This window comes from Nostoc sp. (assembly GCF_036917465.1).
Lineage (GTDB): Bacteria > Cyanobacteriota > Cyanobacteriia > Cyanobacteriales > Nostocaceae > Nostoc.
The window spans coordinates 1-16,885 of the sequence record NZ_JBALDL010000014.1 but is presented as its reverse complement, the minus strand read 5'-3'; the positions used below and the strand labels follow the sequence as shown (position 1 = coordinate 16,885).

The 16,885-nt window shown below is 41.5% G+C and carries 18 protein-coding genes and 2 pseudogenes; 17 read left to right on the top strand and 3 right to left on the bottom strand.

Annotated elements, in window-relative coordinates; all coding sequences use genetic code 11:
• The first annotated feature begins 758 nt into the window (after positions 1-758).
• The 6 genes and pseudogenes from nifH to V7K38_RS02875 all read left to right on the top strand — a co-directional run.
• A complete protein-coding gene (gene nifH, locus V7K38_RS02900; protein ID WP_334855299.1) occupies positions 759-1,589 on the top strand; it encodes a nitrogenase iron protein in 831 nt (276 codons plus the stop codon).
• A 162-nt stretch (positions 1,590-1,751) separates the two neighbouring features.
• Entirely contained in the window at positions 1,752-2,138 is a 387-nt protein-coding gene (locus V7K38_RS02895) for a hypothetical protein (RefSeq protein WP_334855296.1), read from the top strand.
• Positions 2,139-2,341: 203 nt separating this feature from the next.
• Positions 2,342-2,533 (top strand): hypothetical protein, encoded by a 192-nt coding sequence (locus tag V7K38_RS02890; RefSeq protein ID WP_334855294.1) that lies wholly within the window; start codon positions 2,342-2,344, stop codon positions 2,531-2,533.
• A gap of 71 nt (positions 2,534-2,604) precedes the next feature.
• Positions 2,605-3,891, top strand: a complete 1,287-nt coding sequence (locus tag V7K38_RS02885) for a substrate-binding domain-containing protein (protein ID WP_334855291.1) — start codon at positions 2,605-2,607, stop codon at positions 3,889-3,891.
• A gap of 181 nt (positions 3,892-4,072) precedes the next feature.
• Positions 4,073-5,191 (top strand): homocitrate synthase, encoded by a 1,119-nt coding sequence (gene nifV, locus V7K38_RS02880; RefSeq protein WP_334855289.1) that lies wholly within the window; start codon positions 4,073-4,075, stop codon positions 5,189-5,191.
• A gap of 196 nt (positions 5,192-5,387) precedes the next feature.
• A pseudogene (locus tag V7K38_RS02875) lies at positions 5,388-5,516 on the top strand (CopG family transcriptional regulator); the annotation flags it as partial.
• 370 nt (positions 5,517-5,886) lie between these two features.
• Here the strand turns inward: V7K38_RS02875 and V7K38_RS02870 are convergent.
• On the bottom strand, positions 5,887-6,030 hold the full coding sequence (locus tag V7K38_RS02870; RefSeq protein WP_334855288.1) for a hypothetical protein: 144 nt from the start codon (positions 6,028-6,030) through the stop codon (positions 5,887-5,889).
• Here V7K38_RS02870 and V7K38_RS02865 point away from each other — a divergent pair.
• From V7K38_RS02865 to V7K38_RS02835, 7 genes and pseudogenes are all read left to right on the top strand, one after another.
• On the top strand, positions 6,029-6,739 hold the full coding sequence (locus tag V7K38_RS02865; RefSeq protein WP_334855287.1) for a 2OG-Fe(II) oxygenase: 711 nt from the start codon (positions 6,029-6,031) through the stop codon (positions 6,737-6,739). The genes V7K38_RS02870 and V7K38_RS02865 overlap by 2 nt on opposite strands.
• Before the next feature lie 91 nt (positions 6,740-6,830).
• Positions 6,831-7,652 (top strand): NADPH-dependent oxidoreductase, encoded by an 822-nt coding sequence (locus V7K38_RS02860; protein WP_334855280.1) that lies wholly within the window; start codon positions 6,831-6,833, stop codon positions 7,650-7,652.
• Positions 7,653-8,215: 563 nt separating this feature from the next.
• Entirely contained in the window at positions 8,216-8,437 is a 222-nt protein-coding gene (locus V7K38_RS02855) for a hypothetical protein (RefSeq protein ID WP_334855277.1), read from the top strand.
• A 412-nt stretch (positions 8,438-8,849) separates the two neighbouring features.
• Positions 8,850-9,329: a phosphate-starvation-inducible PsiE family protein gene (locus V7K38_RS02850; protein WP_334855300.1), complete on the top strand. Its 480-nt coding sequence runs from the start codon at positions 8,850-8,852 to the stop codon at positions 9,327-9,329.
• A 231-nt stretch (positions 9,330-9,560) separates the two neighbouring features.
• Positions 9,561-9,758, top strand: a pseudogene (locus V7K38_RS02845) (DUF2231 domain-containing protein); the annotation flags it as partial.
• Positions 9,759-10,121: 363 nt separating this feature from the next.
• A complete protein-coding gene (locus V7K38_RS02840) occupies positions 10,122-11,006 on the top strand; it encodes a substrate-binding domain-containing protein (protein ID WP_334855276.1) in 885 nt (294 codons plus the stop codon).
• Between the two features lie 87 nt (positions 11,007-11,093).
• On the top strand, positions 11,094-11,309 hold the full coding sequence (locus tag V7K38_RS02835) for a hypothetical protein (protein ID WP_334855275.1): 216 nt from the start codon (positions 11,094-11,096) through the stop codon (positions 11,307-11,309).
• Between the two features lie 127 nt (positions 11,310-11,436).
• Here the strand turns inward: V7K38_RS02835 and V7K38_RS02830 are convergent, their stop codons facing one another.
• Positions 11,437-11,613: a hypothetical protein gene (locus V7K38_RS02830; protein WP_334855273.1), complete on the bottom strand. Its 177-nt coding sequence runs from the start codon at positions 11,611-11,613 to the stop codon at positions 11,437-11,439.
• A gap of 29 nt (positions 11,614-11,642) precedes the next feature.
• Between V7K38_RS02830 and V7K38_RS02825 the strand changes: the two genes are divergently transcribed.
• From V7K38_RS02825 to V7K38_RS02810, 4 genes are all read left to right on the top strand, one after another.
• The gene (locus V7K38_RS02825) at positions 11,643-12,341 is read left to right on the top strand and encodes an ABC transporter permease (protein WP_334855271.1); all 699 of its coding nucleotides are present in this window, start codon (positions 11,643-11,645) and stop codon (positions 12,339-12,341) included.
• On the top strand, positions 12,338-13,420 hold the full coding sequence (locus V7K38_RS02820; protein ID WP_334855269.1) for an energy-coupling factor ABC transporter ATP-binding protein: 1,083 nt from the start codon (positions 12,338-12,340) through the stop codon (positions 13,418-13,420). Before V7K38_RS02825 ends, V7K38_RS02820 begins: the two co-directional genes overlap by 4 nt.
• 237 nt (positions 13,421-13,657) lie before the next feature.
• Positions 13,658-14,233 carry a Uma2 family endonuclease gene (locus V7K38_RS02815; RefSeq protein ID WP_334855267.1) on the top strand — a complete coding sequence of 192 codons (576 nt, stop codon included), beginning with the start codon at positions 13,658-13,660 and terminating at the stop codon, positions 14,231-14,233.
• A 220-nt stretch (positions 14,234-14,453) separates the two neighbouring features.
• On the top strand, positions 14,454-15,296 hold the full coding sequence (locus V7K38_RS02810; RefSeq protein WP_334855265.1) for an RNA-guided endonuclease InsQ/TnpB family protein: 843 nt from the start codon (positions 14,454-14,456) through the stop codon (positions 15,294-15,296).
• A gap of 87 nt (positions 15,297-15,383) precedes the next feature.
• Here V7K38_RS02810 and V7K38_RS02805 read toward each other — a convergent pair whose 3' ends face one another.
• Positions 15,384-15,968: a TetR/AcrR family transcriptional regulator gene (locus V7K38_RS02805; protein ID WP_334855264.1), complete on the bottom strand. Its 585-nt coding sequence runs from the start codon at positions 15,966-15,968 to the stop codon at positions 15,384-15,386.
• Between the last annotated feature and the right edge of the window lie 917 nt (positions 15,969-16,885).

Genomic DNA, 16,885 nt, shown 5'->3' with positions numbered 1-16,885 from the left:
ATAAATTAAATTATTTATCTCTTGATTATGAATGTTTTATTTGGAGAAATCGGCAATATAGGCTCAACTTAAAACCACACAATAACGCAATTATTGGCTTTCCGGCTCTCTAGCTGATGACTAATTGTAACCACAAATACTCTTTGTAAATTAATTCCTCAGCGCAAGTAAATTGGCCAGATGTATGATATTCTTTATTTATAGGGAATCTAAAACAAGGACGAAAACTCCTTAGGTTCCTTTGAAGTGAGTATCAGACCAGCCTCATCATTTATTGGTGACGGCATAACGTTAATCGAAGTGGAGCAAAACCGCCTAAAAATCGGTTTTTCGTTTGGCGAAACTGTTGCCATAAACTAGGCTGGACTGATTTTTCTATGTATCTTTCTTCAAAGATAAATAGTGTTTGTCTTGCTGTAATAAAACAGAAACTTCTCATTCACCACTGTAGTTGTAGAAGTTTCTTGAATTCTTATTAACAAGATTACGACTATTTTTTAGCACCCTTATTGTATCTCGCATCCCATTAATATCTACTGCTACATCTGTAAAAAGGTGTTTAACTTCTAGCAGATAACTGCAATATTTGTAGTGCTGGATAGACGGCTGATTTCCACACTCTGATTACGTTGATGCTGTCACAATCTGGGCAGTGAACTATTTCAAAAACTACAACTTCAATTTTATTCAACACTCTACTTGATTACACCATAATCTGGGAGCCGAATCAACAAGTCTGCGCCATTACCGAGGTTTTTATGCGGAAGATTGCTATTTATGGAAGAGGGGGAGTTGGCAAATCCACAACGACTCAAAATGTAGTGGCTGGACTGGCTGATATGAGCCGTAAGGTGATGGTTGTAGGGTGTGACTCGAAAGCAGACTCCACCAGGCTGCTTTTGGGGGGATTTCACCAGAAGATTGTACTTGATACTTTGCGTAAAGAAGAAGATGATGATGACATCAATTTAGAAGACTTCCGTCAGGAGGGATGGGGGAAGACGCTGTGTGTGGAATCGGGTGGGCCGGAACCTGGTGTGGGATGTGCTGGTAGAGGCATTCTGACATCTATTGGGTTGCTGGAACAACTTGGTGCTTATGATGATGCAGTTAGACTTGATTATACATTTTATGATGGTCTGGGTGATGTGGTATGCGGTGGATTTGTCATGCCCATTCGTGAACGCAAAGCTCAAGAAATTTACATTGTCACTTCTGGGGAAATTATGGCAATGTATACCGTCAACAACATCTGCCGAAGCATTCAAAAGTATGCTCCAATAGGCGGTATACGTCTGGGAGGATTGATTTGTAACTCTCGCAAAGTTGATGAGGAAGACGATCGCATCAAAGCTCTTGCAGAGGAACTGGGGACTCAAATGATCTACTCCATACCCAGAGACAATATGGTACAACGGGCAGAGTTCCACCGCAAGACGGTGATTGAGTATGCTCCTGAGTGTGAACAGGCGCAGCACTATCGCAACCTGGCAACAGCAATTGACCATAACACAGATTTTGTAACTCCGAAATCTATGTCTAACGATCGCATTGAGGAACTGCTAGTGAAGTTTGGGTTGTTCGGCTAGGACGATGCAGTAGGGATTATCCCTAATACAAGGTATCTGGAGCAATTGGCAACCTCTGACTCGAAAAAGCAGAAAAAACTGCGTAAGTTTCTTACCACTATTTGAGAAATCGACGTAACCACGTCAAAATTTATCTACCTCATTGAAGGAGTAGAACTTATTATGTTGACTGAAGAGGTATTAGTCCAAAAATTTACTACCGTAGTCAAGGGACGCTATGCCAAAGTAGGCGAGTTGCTCCAGTACTGCCATGTCGAACTCGTAAACTCTTACTGGGGCTGCCCTCCAAAACTTATACAACATTTTGTTGTTTTTTATCCTAATATGCTATTTGCCTCAATTAATGCCAACAAAGACGTTTTTAGAGGCGTTGCCGAAGATTTGGGGATATCGAATGCTGTTTGCATAAACGCCACACGCATTATTCGCGATCCCGTCTCAAGGTTGAAGGAAAAGAACCCGATCTTATGGTTGGAACTTCAATGGGTGGCGGTGCCAATTAAAAAAGGCAATTGGCATCTAGATCAGGACTTACCGCACTTGGACTAAAGATAAGATTTTTCACGACTTATATACAGATAACAGAAAATTGTAGACGCATACTCTAGATCGAAGCAAGCGGGAGCGGAGCGTCTCTAATATCTGCGGCTTGCCACAGGCTACAACAGAGAATGCAGTATTTCGGCTTCTCTGCGAGACGCTGCGCGAACGCTCAATAACCGGATACGGAGGAATAAGAGTTTGAGGCTTTTTTGCGTAATTCCTATTTTTGTAACGCTTGGCTAGCAAATGATGAAAAGGCGATCGCTAGCTTCGCCTACTTCAACGCTAAAATAGTATCTAAAGATGCAAGGATTTTAGCGAAGTGTATGCTATGCTTGCAGCAGATAAGCGAAATTGTCAAAACATCAATATGTCTGACAACAAAAACGCCATTCCACTAGAAAACCTTGCTATTGCCCTAACAATTTAAGTTTGTCCGTTGCGGCTTTTTCTAACGGAGAGATACAGCCTCATGAAACTGGATGTGAATCTTTGCAACAACCTGAAGTCAATTAGAACTCGCTTAGGCATGAGCCAGCAAGAATTGGCCAACATCGCTGGCGTAACTCGTCAGAGTATTGGTGGTGTGGAATCTGGACAATATGCTCCTTCTGTTGCTATGTCACTGCGTTTAGCCAAGGCGCTTGGTTGCCAAGTCGAGGACTTATTCTGGTTTGAGCAAGATTTACCAGAAGTTGAGGCAATTCTTACCGGATCAGCCCCTAAGCAACAGCAATTGCGAGTTAGTCTAGCGCGGGTTGGGGATCAATGGATAGCTTATCCCCTCGTTGGGAATGATGCTTTTCGGATCGAAATGATTCCAGCTGATGGTGAGACAGTTGCGGTGAGTCGCCCCATTGTAGGGACTGGGGTTAGCGCAAGCGGTAGCAGTAGCGACGCGTCATCCGTAAGAGTGAAAGGGTTTCCCGGCATCAGCAAATTGCCATTAGCGTCAGAGGTAACTACTAACGAGCGTCACTCGGAGGGTGAAGCACAGAGCCAGATCGGTACAAATAAAGTCCAGGTTCGGCTTCTGGATGATATAGACAAACTGCACAATACAGTTGTGATTGCTGGTTGTACACCTGTACTTTCCCTCTTGGCAAGAGCAACTGAACGTTGGCATCCAAAACTGCGAATTCATTATCGTTTCGCCCACAGCACAGCTGCATTGCGTAGTCTTTGCCGAGGTGAAGTTCACATTGCAGGAATGCACTTATATGATGCTAATACTGGGGAGCATAATATCCCCTTTGTGCGGAAAGCATTAACAGGTAAGAGTGCCGTTTTGATTACCCTTGGAGTTTGGGAAGAAGGTTTGTTAGTCCCACCAGGAAACCCAATGGGAGTTAAAACAGTTTCCGACTTAGTAGAATTTGGAGCTACTATTGTCACCCATGAAGTAGGTTCTGGCAGTCGGATGCTTTTAGAACGGAAACTCCAAGAAGAAGGAGTGCCATTGCATAAAGTTAAAGGATCTGACCATATCGTTCACAGCCATCAAGATGTTGCCTTATCTGTAGTCTCAGGAATCGCTGATGCAGGTATCAGTACGGCATCTATAGCTGCTGCCTTTGGGTTGGGATTTATCCCCCTTCATCGGGCGCGATATGACTTGGTGATTATTAAAGAATACTTGGAAGAAGAACCAGTAAAGCAGTTTCTCAGTATTTTGGGACATCGCCTAGTCCAATCGCAATTAGAAATTCTTGGTGGCTATGATATTAGCAATATTGGGGAAGTTGTCGCAAATATTTAAATAATTCGTAATGGGCTATGCCCCACTACGCTAACGTAATTCGTAATTATTAACCCACGGCTAAGGAATATGTCTTTAAGTTTCCAAAACTCTAGTTAGTTCCTCTGTGTTTCAATTGCGAATTCCTCAAGTAAATCAAAATCACCCAACAAGTTAGCCGCTCATGAATCATCATTTCTCAATGAACAAACATCCGATTCAAATTAACGATACAACCTTACGAGATGGCGAACAAGCGGCAGGTGTAGCCTTTAACGTTGAAGAAAAAATTGCGATCGCCACTTTTCTTGATGCTATTGGTGTTCCAGAATTGGAAATTGGCGTTCCAGCAATGGGACAAGAAGAAGCAGAGTCAATCAAAATCATTGCCAATCTGGGATTAAAGTCCAAATTACTGGGGTGGAACCGGGCTAATTTGTCTGATATTCAGGCATCGATAGATTGTGGTTTAGAACGGGTGCATATTTCCGTTCCTGTCTCGGAAATTCAGATTGCCGCCAAGTTTGACGGTAAGCAGCAGAAAATGCTAGATCGTTTGCGAGATGCAGTAAATTTCGCTTGCGATCGCGGTTTATCTGTATCTGTTGGTGGAGAAGATTCTTCCAGAGCCGATGAATCTTTTCTGTTAGATGTGGCATATTATGCTCAAGAGTTGGGAGCTTTCCGGTTTCGCTTTTGTGACACTGTAGGAATTCTCGATCCTCTGACTACTTACAGCAAAGTTCGCTCTCTTGTGCATCATCTATTTATTCCCATAGAAATGCATACGCACAATGACTTTGGACTGGCAATGGCAAACTCGCTAGCTGGTATTGAAGCAGGGGCGCTATCGGTTAACACTACGGTAAACGGGATCGGCGAACGGGCAGGTAATGCGGCGCTGGAAGAAATTGTGATGGCACTAAAACACATCTACCATATCCAGACGGGCATTGATACAAAACGGCTGCTGGAACTATCACGGTTAGTTGCTAAAGCTGCCAACTGGCCAGTTCCTCCCTGGAAAGCGATCGTGGGTGAAAATACTTTTGCCCACGAGTCGGGTATTCATGCTCACGGTGTGTTGCAAAATCCGAGTACTTACGAACCCTTTGCGCCGGAAGATGTTGGTTGGGAACGTCGCCTTGTTGTAGGCAAACATTCCGGTCGGCATCTGATATTCAGTGTGCTGCAAGAACATGGAATCACGCTCAGTCAGCCAGAGATTCAATCAGTGCTAGATGCTGTAAAGCACAAGTCAGTAAAAGTTAAGCGCAGTCTCACGGTTGAAGAACTTCTAAGTTTGGTTCCTCAAGGGTGAACGCACACATCTACCAAAACATTAAGTTGAATTGTGCTTTTACCCATCAACACATCAATATGTTTCAGTCAGTTTCACCAGAGAAGACTTGAATTAAAAGTGAAGTTGATTTAGAACACATAACAATTCCGTTAAGTTTTTGCTCACTATGATTGTATCAATTGCTAGAATATTACCAAATATGTTGGTATTGAATATGCCGAGAAAAGAGCAAGGATGGATCACTTTTCAATTGTCTCCAGAAGAACGGCAACTTCTAGAGCAGTACTGTCAAAATTTTCAACTCACTAAAACTGATGTGTTGCGCTCCTTGTTGCGTAGTCTCCAGCCAAAATTACTCAAACAGCAGGGGAAGCAGTTTGATTCTATGGAGGTTGATATCGAATTACTTTGAGTAGTGGTACGAGTTGTCTTAGGGACTTCCAAATAAAAAAATATTCAATTAACTCTTGTAGGGTGGGCGACACGAGAGCCATATCAACTGGGCGGGCAAGATGCCCACCCCACAATATTGGATAATTTATTTCTTGGAGTTCCCTTACACCTAAACAAATTTGCAATGGGGTTGGTAATCCCCTCTGAAATCGTCAAAAAGTGTTCAGGTTCAAAAGTTGAGTATGACAAATCCTACAAAACTACTGCGCTCGCCCTACGGTGAGATTCCTTTCAATTACGAAATTGGCTGGAACGATTTTCTAACTGTTCCGGTAATGAAACTTCTGCCGATTGAGCAGAGTTTCTTGGTGCAGAGATAAATCGGATTGTTGATGTTCCAATACCATTTGATGTCCAGGGTAGTCAGGATTGGTTAATTCTAGTAAAGCATTTTTTTCTACCATGCTTAATTTTCAGTCTATTCGTGCCACAGCAATGCAAAAAGTCCCATATAACTGGGCTTTGATAAAAAACCTGCTTTCACCAGAAGCAAGCTTAGAACTAACTGCGAGTTTTCCCCATGAGGAGTTTCGCCTGTCGGAGGGAGAGGGATATGGATACTCCTGGGGAAAGATGCTTGCCACTAGCGAAGATATTTCCTTGATGCTCAAATCTAACGATAATCGCTGGCGAGAGCGGATGGCACAAGGCAGACTTACTTATGACTTAAGACACCTCAGTAAAGTCTGGCAACAGTTGATAGAAGAACTGTGGACAGATTCTTACCGCGCAGCAATGGCCGAAATGTCTGGGTTGGAACTAAAGGACTGTGTAATGGATATTGGATTTCGCCGATATCAATTAGGACACTTGCATCACCCTCATACAGACGAGCCGAACAAAGTTTTAACTCATCTGCTATTTTTCAATCAACAATGGTCTGTAGACTGGGGAGGCTATTTGCGAATTCTTAAAGACTCCCAGCCGGAATCTGCATTCCAAGATATTCTACCCCTGAGCGATTCCTCAGTTGCGATCGCGCGTTCTGATAATTCTTGGCATACAGTAACTCCGCTTACTTGCCCTGAATCTGAATATCGGCTAGCTTTACGAGTTGCTTTTTTTCGGAACGATCGCCTTGCAAATTTCGGAAAAACCCAGCTAGCTGCGTAGCAGTTAAGGATTTTCTCTACCTTTGTCAGAAAATCAGCCTCCTGATTTTCTGTTTCTTCCTTGTTTCTCGTTGTTGGTAATCCCTTTGACTATGACTAATCCTACAGAACTATTGCGATCGCGCTACGGTGAAGTTCCCTTTAATCACGAAATTGACTGGAACGCCTCTCTAGAAACACTACTAGCTCACCGTTCAGTTCGGTCTTATCTATCCGATCCTTTACCACCAGGAACCCTAGAATGGCTAGTTGCAGCTGCTCAATCTGCTCCTAGTTCAGCTAATATGCAAACCTGGAGTGTGGTAGCGATTGAAGATCAAGAACGCAAAGCAGAATTATGCAAGCTGGCTAATAACCAAGTATGGATTAACCAGGCTCCTGTATTCTTGGTTTGGTTAGCAGATTTAGGTCGTCTGGCTCATATTGCTGACACTCGCGGACTAACTCCCGTAGCTCTGGATTACGTAGAACTGTTGGTTAAAGCCATAGTCGATGCTTCAGTCGCAGCGCAAAATGCAATTGTAGCTGCTGAATCAGTTGGTTTAGGAACGGTATATATCGGCGCAATCCGCAAAAGTACTCAAGAGGTAGCCACGTTATTGAATTTGCCACCTTTTGTATTCCCTGTGTTTGGGTTGTGTGTGGGTTATCCCAATCCTGAAGCACAACCTGTTGTTAAGCCGCGTCTACCTCAGCCGGCTGTATTCCACCGGGAAACCTATAAATTAGCAGAGCAAGATGAAGCGATCGCTCATTACAATGATATCATGAAAGAGTTCTACACTGAACAAAAGATGAATGTCCCTGGTGATTGGTCGCAACACTCAGCCGAGCGGATTGCCACTTTAGACTATTTGAAAGGTTGCAAAGATTTGCGTGAGACTCTGAATAACTTCGGCTTCAAGTTGTTATAAAGGGGTCAACAGCCAGAAGATACAAAGACAGGGTAAGCATCCATTGTACCTCTAGTTTTAAACAAGCTACGCGCAAGAGGATAACTTTTGATGTTTGCACCAAAGCTTCTGAGGCTTAAAGACTCACAACCCTACACCCAGTCTCAAAAGATGATTTCAGTGCGTAAGCCTAAAGGATAGATAAGGATAGATATAGAACTTACGTACTGTAACAAAATTACATTATTGCGATCGCCTCCGGTGGGCGGTTACGCCATCGCATACTCCTGCAAAGAAGCAAGCTACACGGAGCATCTTTAAGAGTTGCAATCTCAAGTTTTCAGTGCATAAATCCTAAAATAGACCAACCAACTTACCAGATATAGCAATTCTCCTGCTTGAAACCTTTGTACGAATTTGGGGAATCTGAAGGCATTTAAGCAGTCAAAAGACGAACGATTTAATGGGTATTCCAGCAAGCTTTATCTTTCAAAAAAGGCCTGAACTGTAAGAATCGCTCTTTACCTGAGAATTGCTGACTAAAAATGTAGAATTAACCCGCGAAACCAAAGGAACTTCAAACAATGAATAATCTATCTACCAAAGACCTCAACAGACTACGCTCTCAAGCCAAAATAATTATGAATCGAGTGGAGATTTTCATAGAAACTTACTTATTAGAAGCTCCCCCTGATGAAAAACTGATTAACGAAACCTTACAAGAGATCATCAAGGCTGCGAATAACTTAACAACCGCAGCATCCAAGATGAAAACCTCTGAAACTGTACATAACCTCAAGGGTTAAAAATAGTTGAATAGGGCTGAATGGAACCCCATATAGCAGTCCTAAACGATTCGTGAGTAACAAGATCCCCGACTTCTTAAAGAAGTCGGGGATCTGAGCCTCTCATACAGTTCCGTTAGCGGTAGCGGGGCGTTTAGCCCGTGCTGAGTAATCGATGCTAGATACTCATACCAATTTAATGTGAAGTTGCACATATCTTGATCCCCCTAAATCCCCCTTAAAAAGGGGGACTTTAATAGATGTTTTTCCGGTTTTCCCCTTATTAAGGGGAGCCAGCGCGGTCTTGGGGGTTTCCCCCATGAGCGACTGGCGTGGGCTAGGGGGGATCGAATTATATGCAGCTTCATAGAGAATTGGTATCAGCACTATTTCACTTATGGAGATAAATAAATCTGTTTTGTTAGGAAATACCATGCTAAAGGGGCTAAGTTTAAACTTAAATAACTGGTTACAAAGAAATACAATTGTACGTAATCTTGAATTTTTCCAAGACTTTATTATCATTTCTCTCTGTCTTGGTTTATTCTGTGTGATGCTCATCCGACTGGGAGATATGTTCTTCTCCTTTTTGAGTCCATTAGATTTACGGCAAGTAACATCTGATATCCTGTTCATTTTGATTTTAGTAGAGTTGTTCCGTTTGTTAATCGATCATCTACAACAACAGCGAACATCCGTGACCGCAGCAGTAGAAATTACTATTGTTTCTGCTTTAAGAGAGGTAATTTTACGTGGTGTTCTCGAAATTCCCCGCGACCAAATTTGGGGAATAGCTGTATTTTTAGTAGTGTTAACAGGAATCATGGTAGCTTTACCTTGGATATCTCGTTTTTTAGAACAGGTCAAAATTACTAACCCAGAAACAACAGAAAAAAAAGCAATTGTTGGTTGAAGATACTCTAGCTTATGATTCACTTGTAACCAGACATACTGTTTGAAAATTAGTTAGCGATCGCAAGTAATTTTGCTAGAGGTATGATATTCTTTATATATGGAGATGAAAAATCAAAGCTACAAAAATCTTCAAAAGAAGCCATACCTAAAAATTGTGAATATTAATGTTTAGAAGTTACTTTTTCGCTACTAACTATTAACTTCTAACTGATAGATGGATGAGAAGACAATGCTTGAGTATCTTACATCTTTAAACGACCACAATTTACCCTACCCAGATACGATTCATCCCATCATTGTCCACTTCGTAATTGCGATGGTGTTGTTTGCCTTTGTCTGCGATGTAATTGGTTATTTCACTGGTAAATCTCATCTTTTTGAGGTCAGTTGGTGGAATATGTGTGTCGCCACGATCGCTATCTTTGTTTATGAGAATTCATAGCCTGTATCTGCTATTTATATTGCCCAAATCTACTCTTATATCTCTCCTTTATCATGAACTGCGATCGCATTCCACAAAGCATCTGTAAACTACGTCACAATGACTAAAACTAAGCAGTCTAAAGCCATACTAGGAAATTTACTTTATTCTGCCAATTTTCTCTAAAATAACGCCACGTTGGGTAAAAATTCAGATTTCAGCATCTTGTCAATAATCCTTCTGAGCATCTGAATTGTCTGGAAAACAACATAAATGGTTGATTTCCTACTCAATGTTGCTTATACTTCCAATGTAAGATTTACTTGCGATAGTCAAAAATATTGGCACATAGATTGGTAGGAGAGTGCAATGATCAATCATCGGGTTGTGCGCGATGTGTGTTTGGTAAGTTTCCTGGCGATTCTTTGCATCGGCTTTGGTAGTAACCTAGTCAAGCAAAAGCCAACTATTGGACAGTCTCCAGTTAAGAAAGATGTGATCGTGGCGATGACAACCAGTATTGAGGATAGCGGGCTACTAGATGATTTAGTTCCGGCGATTGAAAAGAAAACAGGATATAAGCTCAAAAAGGTTGCAGTCGGTACCGGACAAGCTTTGGCTCTGGCTGAAAAAGGTGAGGTTGACGCGCTATTCGTCAATTCACCTAAAGCCGAACGCAAAGTTTTGGCAGGTGGTGCGGTGATTAATCGCCACTTGGTAATGCACAATGACTTTGCGATCGTCGGGCCAGATGTTGACAAGGCAAAGATCCGAGGGAAAAAGAATGCTGTAGAAGCATTCTCCCTGATTGCTAAAAACCAAGCATTGTTTGTATCGCGGGGTGATGACTCCGGTACTAATAAGCTAGAGAAAGATTTATGGAAACAGGCAAATGTCACACCTTCTGGCAGTTGGTATCAGCAAACAGGTTCAGGGATGGCGGAAACTTTGCAAGTTGCTAATCAAAAACTGGGATATACATTAGCGGATCGGGCAACATATATATTTCAGAAGAAAAACCTATCTTTACCAATACTGGTGGAAGGAGACAAGAAACTGTTAAATCTCTACCATGTTATGGAAGTAAATTCTCAGAAATTCCCTAGAGTGAATAGTCCAGGAGCTAAAGCGTTTATTAATTATGTCTTATCTCCTGAAGGACAGACACTAATTGCAGCCCACGGGAAAAAAGAGTTCAAACAACCGCTATTTTATGTTGATGCGGGTAAAACGGAGAAAGATTACGGCTTTTAAACAAACTTGAGCATCAAACAATGAGCCAAAGCATTGTTAAGTTTGAAGATAGTAGAAATTATTCTTTTCTATAGCAGGAGTAAACTCATGACAAACCAACAAAACTTGCCCACCGATCCACACCACCACACTGCGAAAATTAAAGGTAAGTTGAACGATCTGATCGCACACTTGCGTGAAGATGTTAACAAAATCGAAGATCCAAAGGCTCAGGCTCTTTTTGAGACTACAGCCGAAGTCCTCAAAGGTCTGGTGAATGCTTACAATGATTACGAGCAACACTCAGAGAAAGCCTGGAAATAAATTACTATAGAGTTTCCTAAGCAACTGAGCTACACCTAAATCTTTTTTCCTAAACGCCATCTACTCAAAGATGGCGCGACGATCGTTTTGCTGATGATTTATCGTAGTTGCACCCAAAGTCGGGTTTTCATAGCAAGTGTTCTTGTGTTACAACCCATTGCAGTTCTAACCACAAACGATGATCTGTCTGCCTTACCTTCGACATCATATCTCGCAGCAGATGTGTAGTATTTAGGCAAACAATCTCAACTAATCCCGCATATTCTACTACTTCTGTGAGTAATAGATATCTGGGCTTTGACACCAGCAATCAGATTGTCAGGGCAATAAATTGTGAATACAATCATCGAAGGAGCTTTAAAAGCTCTTGAGCTATTAACCGATGGCGATCGCGACGTTTTCCAGGTGATGACAATGACGTTGTTTGTATCTGGAACAGCTACAGCCATTAGCGTTTTACTAGGACTACCATTAGGAATGTGGCTGGCATTAGTAGATTTCGCCGGCAAGCAGACTCTGAATAGTTTGATTAACTTTGGTATGGGATTACCACCCGTGGTAATCGGTTTAGTGGTCAGTGTATTTTTGTGGCGGTCTGGCCCATTGGGAAACTTTGATTTGATTTATACACCCACAGCGATGATCGTAGCCCAAGCAATCATTGCTTTTCCAATTGTCGCTGGCTTCAGTTTTACAGCAATTATCAGTATTAATCCGAAACTACGCTGGCGACTGTTATCGATGGGGGCGACGCAGTGGCAAGTTAACTGGTTACTGATTAAGGAAGCACGGTTAGGGTTAATGGCTGCTGTCATTGCCGGTTTTGGTCGTGTTATCTCGGAAGTTGGCGCATCGATGATGGTGGGCGGCAATATTAAGGGGCAGACAAGAGTTCTGACTACAGCGATCGTCACGGAGGTAGGGAAAGGAAATTACGATGTGGCAATGGCGATCGCATACATCTTACTCATCATCACATACACCGTTATCGTGTTGCTGACTATCCTACAGCATGACAGGAAAATTCTATGAGTACTCACGAGTATGTCCTAAATATGCGACAGGTTAGTGTAGATAGCAAAACGCATAAAAATATCCTGTCAATTGAAAATTTTGCAGTCCGTCCTGGGGAACTCGTCGCAGTAATTGGCCCCAATGGCGCTGGTAAAAGCACTCTGTTAAGAACAATCAATCTATTGCAACCTTACCGTGGTGAGATGCAATTATTTGGGCAGGATGTCCGCAATGCCAATAAAACATTGTTGCGTCGTCGTTCGGCTCTGGTATTTCAAGAAACATTATTACTGGATGACACTGTTTTTAATAATGTTGCCAAAGTATTAAAGTTTCGGGGAACACCAACGCCCAAGATTCCGCAAAGGGTACATACTGCCCTTGCAACTTTTGGCTGCGAACACTTGGCAAAACGTTCGGCTCGTTCGCTGTCTGGTGGTGAAGCAAAGCGGGTTTGCATTGCCTGTGGTTTAGTTGCTGATTCCGAATTGCTGCTTTTGGATGAGCCTTCTGCTTCTTTAGATGTGGGGATACGTCCCCAGATGATCGAGAAAATTAGAGAGTGGGCGCAAGCTAGGGGATCAGCAGTCATATTAGTCAGTCATAATTTTACAGATATACTGCATTTTGCCGATCGAGCGATCGCTTTATTTGACGGCTGTATCATCCAGGATGATAACTTGGAAACCATCATCCGCCGACCAGCTAACGAGCAGCTTGCCAGACTGGTAGGGATAGATAATATTACTCCGTGTCGGGTAGAACGGAGTTGCCGTGGAAGTTTTATCAAACTTGCAAATGGAATAGAGTTTTTATATCCTGGGGAAATCACAAAGCCAATTACTGCATGTTGTTTATCTGGCGATACTTTTAATGTTTACGCTCCAAGTTCTTTAATGCAACACAAACCTGGATCGGTAATTATTGAAGGGCTAGTAGAACGGGTTTTAAATGGTATTGGAATTTGTAGTATTTGGGTTAAGGTGGGAGAACAAACTTTAATCGCCAGAGTGCCTCGGAATCATATATTTGGCAGTTTATATCCCCATGAAATGATTAAGCTGGCATTCAATCCTAAAGATGCACATTTTGTTTAAAAAAAATGGCGTTGTTGAATTCAGATACAAATCTAGCAGTTGTTGAGGTAATTTTCCTACCCGTCGTGGTTGTCAGCGCTTAGGGGTTATTATGATGAGGAGGAATGTAATCATGAAGTTAAGCCGAAAGCTGTGCTACTTAATGAGTGAAGATAACTGCGATGCCTGCGGGTGGCAATGCCAACGCCCCCTTTTGTCCGATACAATCGAAGCACCCTCACACTAAAAAACACTGTTATGAGCCAAACTGCAAGCGGTGTTCGCTGGACAATTCAAGATGTTGCAGCATTACCCGATAACGAATGGATTTGTTATGAAATTATTGACGGAGAATTGTTTGTGACGCGATCGCCTCATCATAAACATCAGCAGGTTACGGGTCGCATCTTTGCCGTCTTAGATAATTGGTCTTTGGAGAGTGGTTTAGGCGAAGCATCAATTATGCCAGGGCTAATCTTTTCAGACTCCGATAATGTGGCTCCCGATGTGGCGTGGGTGAGTTATGAGCGGTTAGCGCAAATTCAGGATGAAGGGGGGCATTTTCGAGGAGCGCCGGAATTGGTAGTAGAAGTGCTTTCTTTGGGAAAAGCGAATGAAGATCGAGACCGATTAGCCAAGTTGAAACTGTATTCAGTTCAGGGAGTGCAGGAGTATTGGATTGTCGATCGCATTACTCAACGAATCGAAGTTTATCGACGAGACAATGCTCAGTTAAAACAGGTGACTACGTTGCTGGTTGATGATATAATTACGTCGCCGTTGCTGCCCAATTTTGCCTGTGAAGTAGCGCGTCTTTTCGTGTCAAGGAGCTAAGGGCGATTGCGATCGCAAATGCCTGTGAGCAATCAATCTAAACTCCTACAGGTAACTTTCCGACTACTGTCTACATTTTTTATAAATCTCTCGGTAAGCGTAAAACTCAGTGTCTTTAGACCTGAGATATAAGCGACTCGTGCGACTTTAGTCGCCTACGTTTTCCTTGATTAACTTATCATAAAATGATATGATAAATGCGCTCATAAAAATACAAATTATGGTTAAAAATAAGCCCTTAATGGGAGTTCAGCAAGTCCTATTATTCCCTGATAAAGATACTAAAGCAATATTGGAGTATCTTTGCCAACAATCGGGAAAACTCTATAATTCCGGGGTCTATTTTGCTAGACAAACACTTTTCAAAACTGGTAAGTTACTCACTGGTAAATTCGATTTAATATATGAGTCAAGTGTTAGTAAAACTCAACTGGCAAGCTCACTACCTTCGGTAGTTGCTCAACAAACATTAATGTCAGTTAGCGAGGCTTTCAAGTCCTTCAAGGAACTGAGAAATAATTTTCATAAAGGTGAGTTACCCTTCAAACCTAAGCCACCTAATTATCTTGAAGGATCTAAATTTTTCAAAATTGCATTTCCTAACACGGGAGCAGGTAAACCTTTTCTAAAGGATAATCAAATTAGATTTCCTTTAGGATTGACAGTAAAAAGGTGGTTCGGGATATCTGAATTCTTTCTCTCAATGCCAATTAACTTAGACTTCTCAAAGGTGAAAGAATTTACCATTTTACCTAAAAATGGTGCTTTGTACCTGGAGTTATCTTATTTAGTTAAACAAGAAAATCACGAATTAGATATCAATGAAGCCTTATCAATTGACTTGGGAACTTCTCAAAACTTAGCTGCTTGTGTAGATACTTTAGGAAATTCCTTTTTAGTAGACTCCAGAAAATTAAAAGCTGATAACCAACTTTGGAACAAGAGAGTGTCTACTAAAAAAGAGGGTAAATCAGGTGACTACTGGGACAGTTGGTTAGATAGAGTTACCAGAAAACGAAATCATCAAATGAGAGACGGGATTAACAAAGCTGCGATACCTTAAATTTACATAAAAATATCACGGAAATTAAGCCTCTCCCCGCTTCGGGTAGAGGTTTGGAGAGGGGTCTTAATTGATTTCTGGAGATGTCTAGGATTTTGGTGCAGCCTGAATTAACATTGCTGCCACTTTTTTCGCCTGTGAAGCGGTTGACCAACTTCCTTCCATCATCGCAACCACGATCGCACCTTGCACCAACAGAAGCAGTTGCCTGGCTAACTGTTCCGGTGATGAAACTTCTGCGGCTTGAGCAAGGTTCTTGATGTAGCGGTAGATCGATTGTTGATGCTCCAATGCTACTCGATGTCCAGGATGGTCAGCATTGGCTAGTTCCACTGAAGCATTAATGAATGCACTACCTCGAAAATCTGGGCCTTCAAACCATTCCCGCAGGGCATCAAATATTGCCAATAGTTGTTGGTATGGGTTAGAAGCTCGTTCTTCAATGGTGGTTTTAAGCCATTCGCACCATTGTTCATCCTGTTGTCGCAGCCACGCTTCAATCAATGCATCTTTTGACTTGAAATGATTGTAGAGCGACATTTTCGCAACGCCAGATTCCGCAACGATTCTGTCAATGCCAACGTTGCGAATTCCTTCTCGATAAAACAAACCTGATGCTGTACTTAGAATGCGATCGTGAACAGATTTACGGGTTGTTTTCGGTTTAGTCATTTAGATCGCATCCTTGAATAATGTGTAATTATTAATTAATTCAATACTGACAGAAATTTTCCCAATTTCAGGATTGTTTAAACTTTAAGCTAAACTAACTTTTTCAAGTAACTGCATAAATCTGCAAACCGTTTCAAATTTCTATTAGGTTTTGACGGTATAGCTATTATATACACTGTAATTACCAGAAGTAAGTATACCGTTATACTCAGATTCTCAAATAGTTTTTAACTCTGTGTGATAATGTATGGCAGCAACAGAAAATAACAATAATTTAAAATCAAAAAGCACTATTGACTATTATTTATTATTTTTAAATAATAGATTTTTTTATCCATCTTAATGTTGAAATAAGTTGGTTTTATGCAATTGATTAAATCGGAAATAATGTGATTTATCGATTGATTGATTGATTGATTGATTAATTGATCTATTCTTTCATTCGCCAAAGCTTCGATTCTTTCTGAGGATTTAAGAAAAAACTATTTGTAAAGAATAAAGGATTGATCCCAAAAGTGATTGATGAACTGCAAGCAGACCAAAGTCCCCCCGAACTCCAGAACTGCTACCGATCAAGTACTTCCACAATCCTCCAGAAACTTGTGGAGCAAGACCATCAGTTCATCAAACAATTGGTTAACTTATGGGATTTGGCTTCATCACTACAGCGCAAGTGCTTGGAGATCCTTTGTGCTTGAAGTGGTTTAGATTCCCTATAAATCAAGAATATCATACATCTGGCCAATTTACTTGCGCTGACCAATTAATTTACAAACAGTATTCGTGGTTACAATTAGTCATCAGCTAGAGAGCCGGAAAGCTAATAATTGCGTTATTGTGTGGTTTTAAGTTGAGCCTATATTGCCGATTTCTCCAAATAAAACATTCATAATCAAGAGATAAATAATTTAATTTAT

Coding starts and splice junctions, on each gene's coding strand:
- nifH (WP_334855299.1), top strand. CDS start 759: ATGCGGAAGATTGCTATTTATGGAAGAGGGGGAGTTGGCAAATCCACA.
- V7K38_RS02895 (WP_334855296.1), top strand. CDS start 1,752: ATGTTGACTGAAGAGGTATTAGTCCAAAAATTTACTACCGTAGTCAAG.
- V7K38_RS02885 (WP_334855291.1), top strand. CDS start 2,605: ATGAAACTGGATGTGAATCTTTGCAACAACCTGAAGTCAATTAGAACT.
- nifV (WP_334855289.1), top strand. CDS start 4,073: ATGAACAAACATCCGATTCAAATTAACGATACAACCTTACGAGATGGC.
- V7K38_RS02865 (WP_334855287.1), top strand. CDS start 6,029: ATGCTTAATTTTCAGTCTATTCGTGCCACAGCAATGCAAAAAGTCCCA.
- V7K38_RS02870 (WP_334855288.1), bottom strand. CDS start 6,030: ATGGTAGAAAAAAATGCTTTACTAGAATTAACCAATCCTGACTACCCT.
- V7K38_RS02860 (WP_334855280.1), top strand. CDS start 6,831: ATGACTAATCCTACAGAACTATTGCGATCGCGCTACGGTGAAGTTCCC.
- V7K38_RS02855 (WP_334855277.1), top strand. CDS start 8,216: ATGAATAATCTATCTACCAAAGACCTCAACAGACTACGCTCTCAAGCC.
- V7K38_RS02850 (WP_334855300.1), top strand. CDS start 8,850: ATGCTAAAGGGGCTAAGTTTAAACTTAAATAACTGGTTACAAAGAAAT.
- V7K38_RS02840 (WP_334855276.1), top strand. CDS start 10,122: ATGATCAATCATCGGGTTGTGCGCGATGTGTGTTTGGTAAGTTTCCTG.
- V7K38_RS02835 (WP_334855275.1), top strand. CDS start 11,094: ATGACAAACCAACAAAACTTGCCCACCGATCCACACCACCACACTGCG.
- V7K38_RS02820 (WP_334855269.1), top strand. CDS start 12,338: ATGAGTACTCACGAGTATGTCCTAAATATGCGACAGGTTAGTGTAGAT.
- V7K38_RS02815 (WP_334855267.1), top strand. CDS start 13,658: ATGAGCCAAACTGCAAGCGGTGTTCGCTGGACAATTCAAGATGTTGCA.
- V7K38_RS02810 (WP_334855265.1), top strand. CDS start 14,454: ATGGTTAAAAATAAGCCCTTAATGGGAGTTCAGCAAGTCCTATTATTC.
- V7K38_RS02805 (WP_334855264.1), bottom strand. CDS start 15,968: ATGACTAAACCGAAAACAACCCGTAAATCTGTTCACGATCGCATTCTA.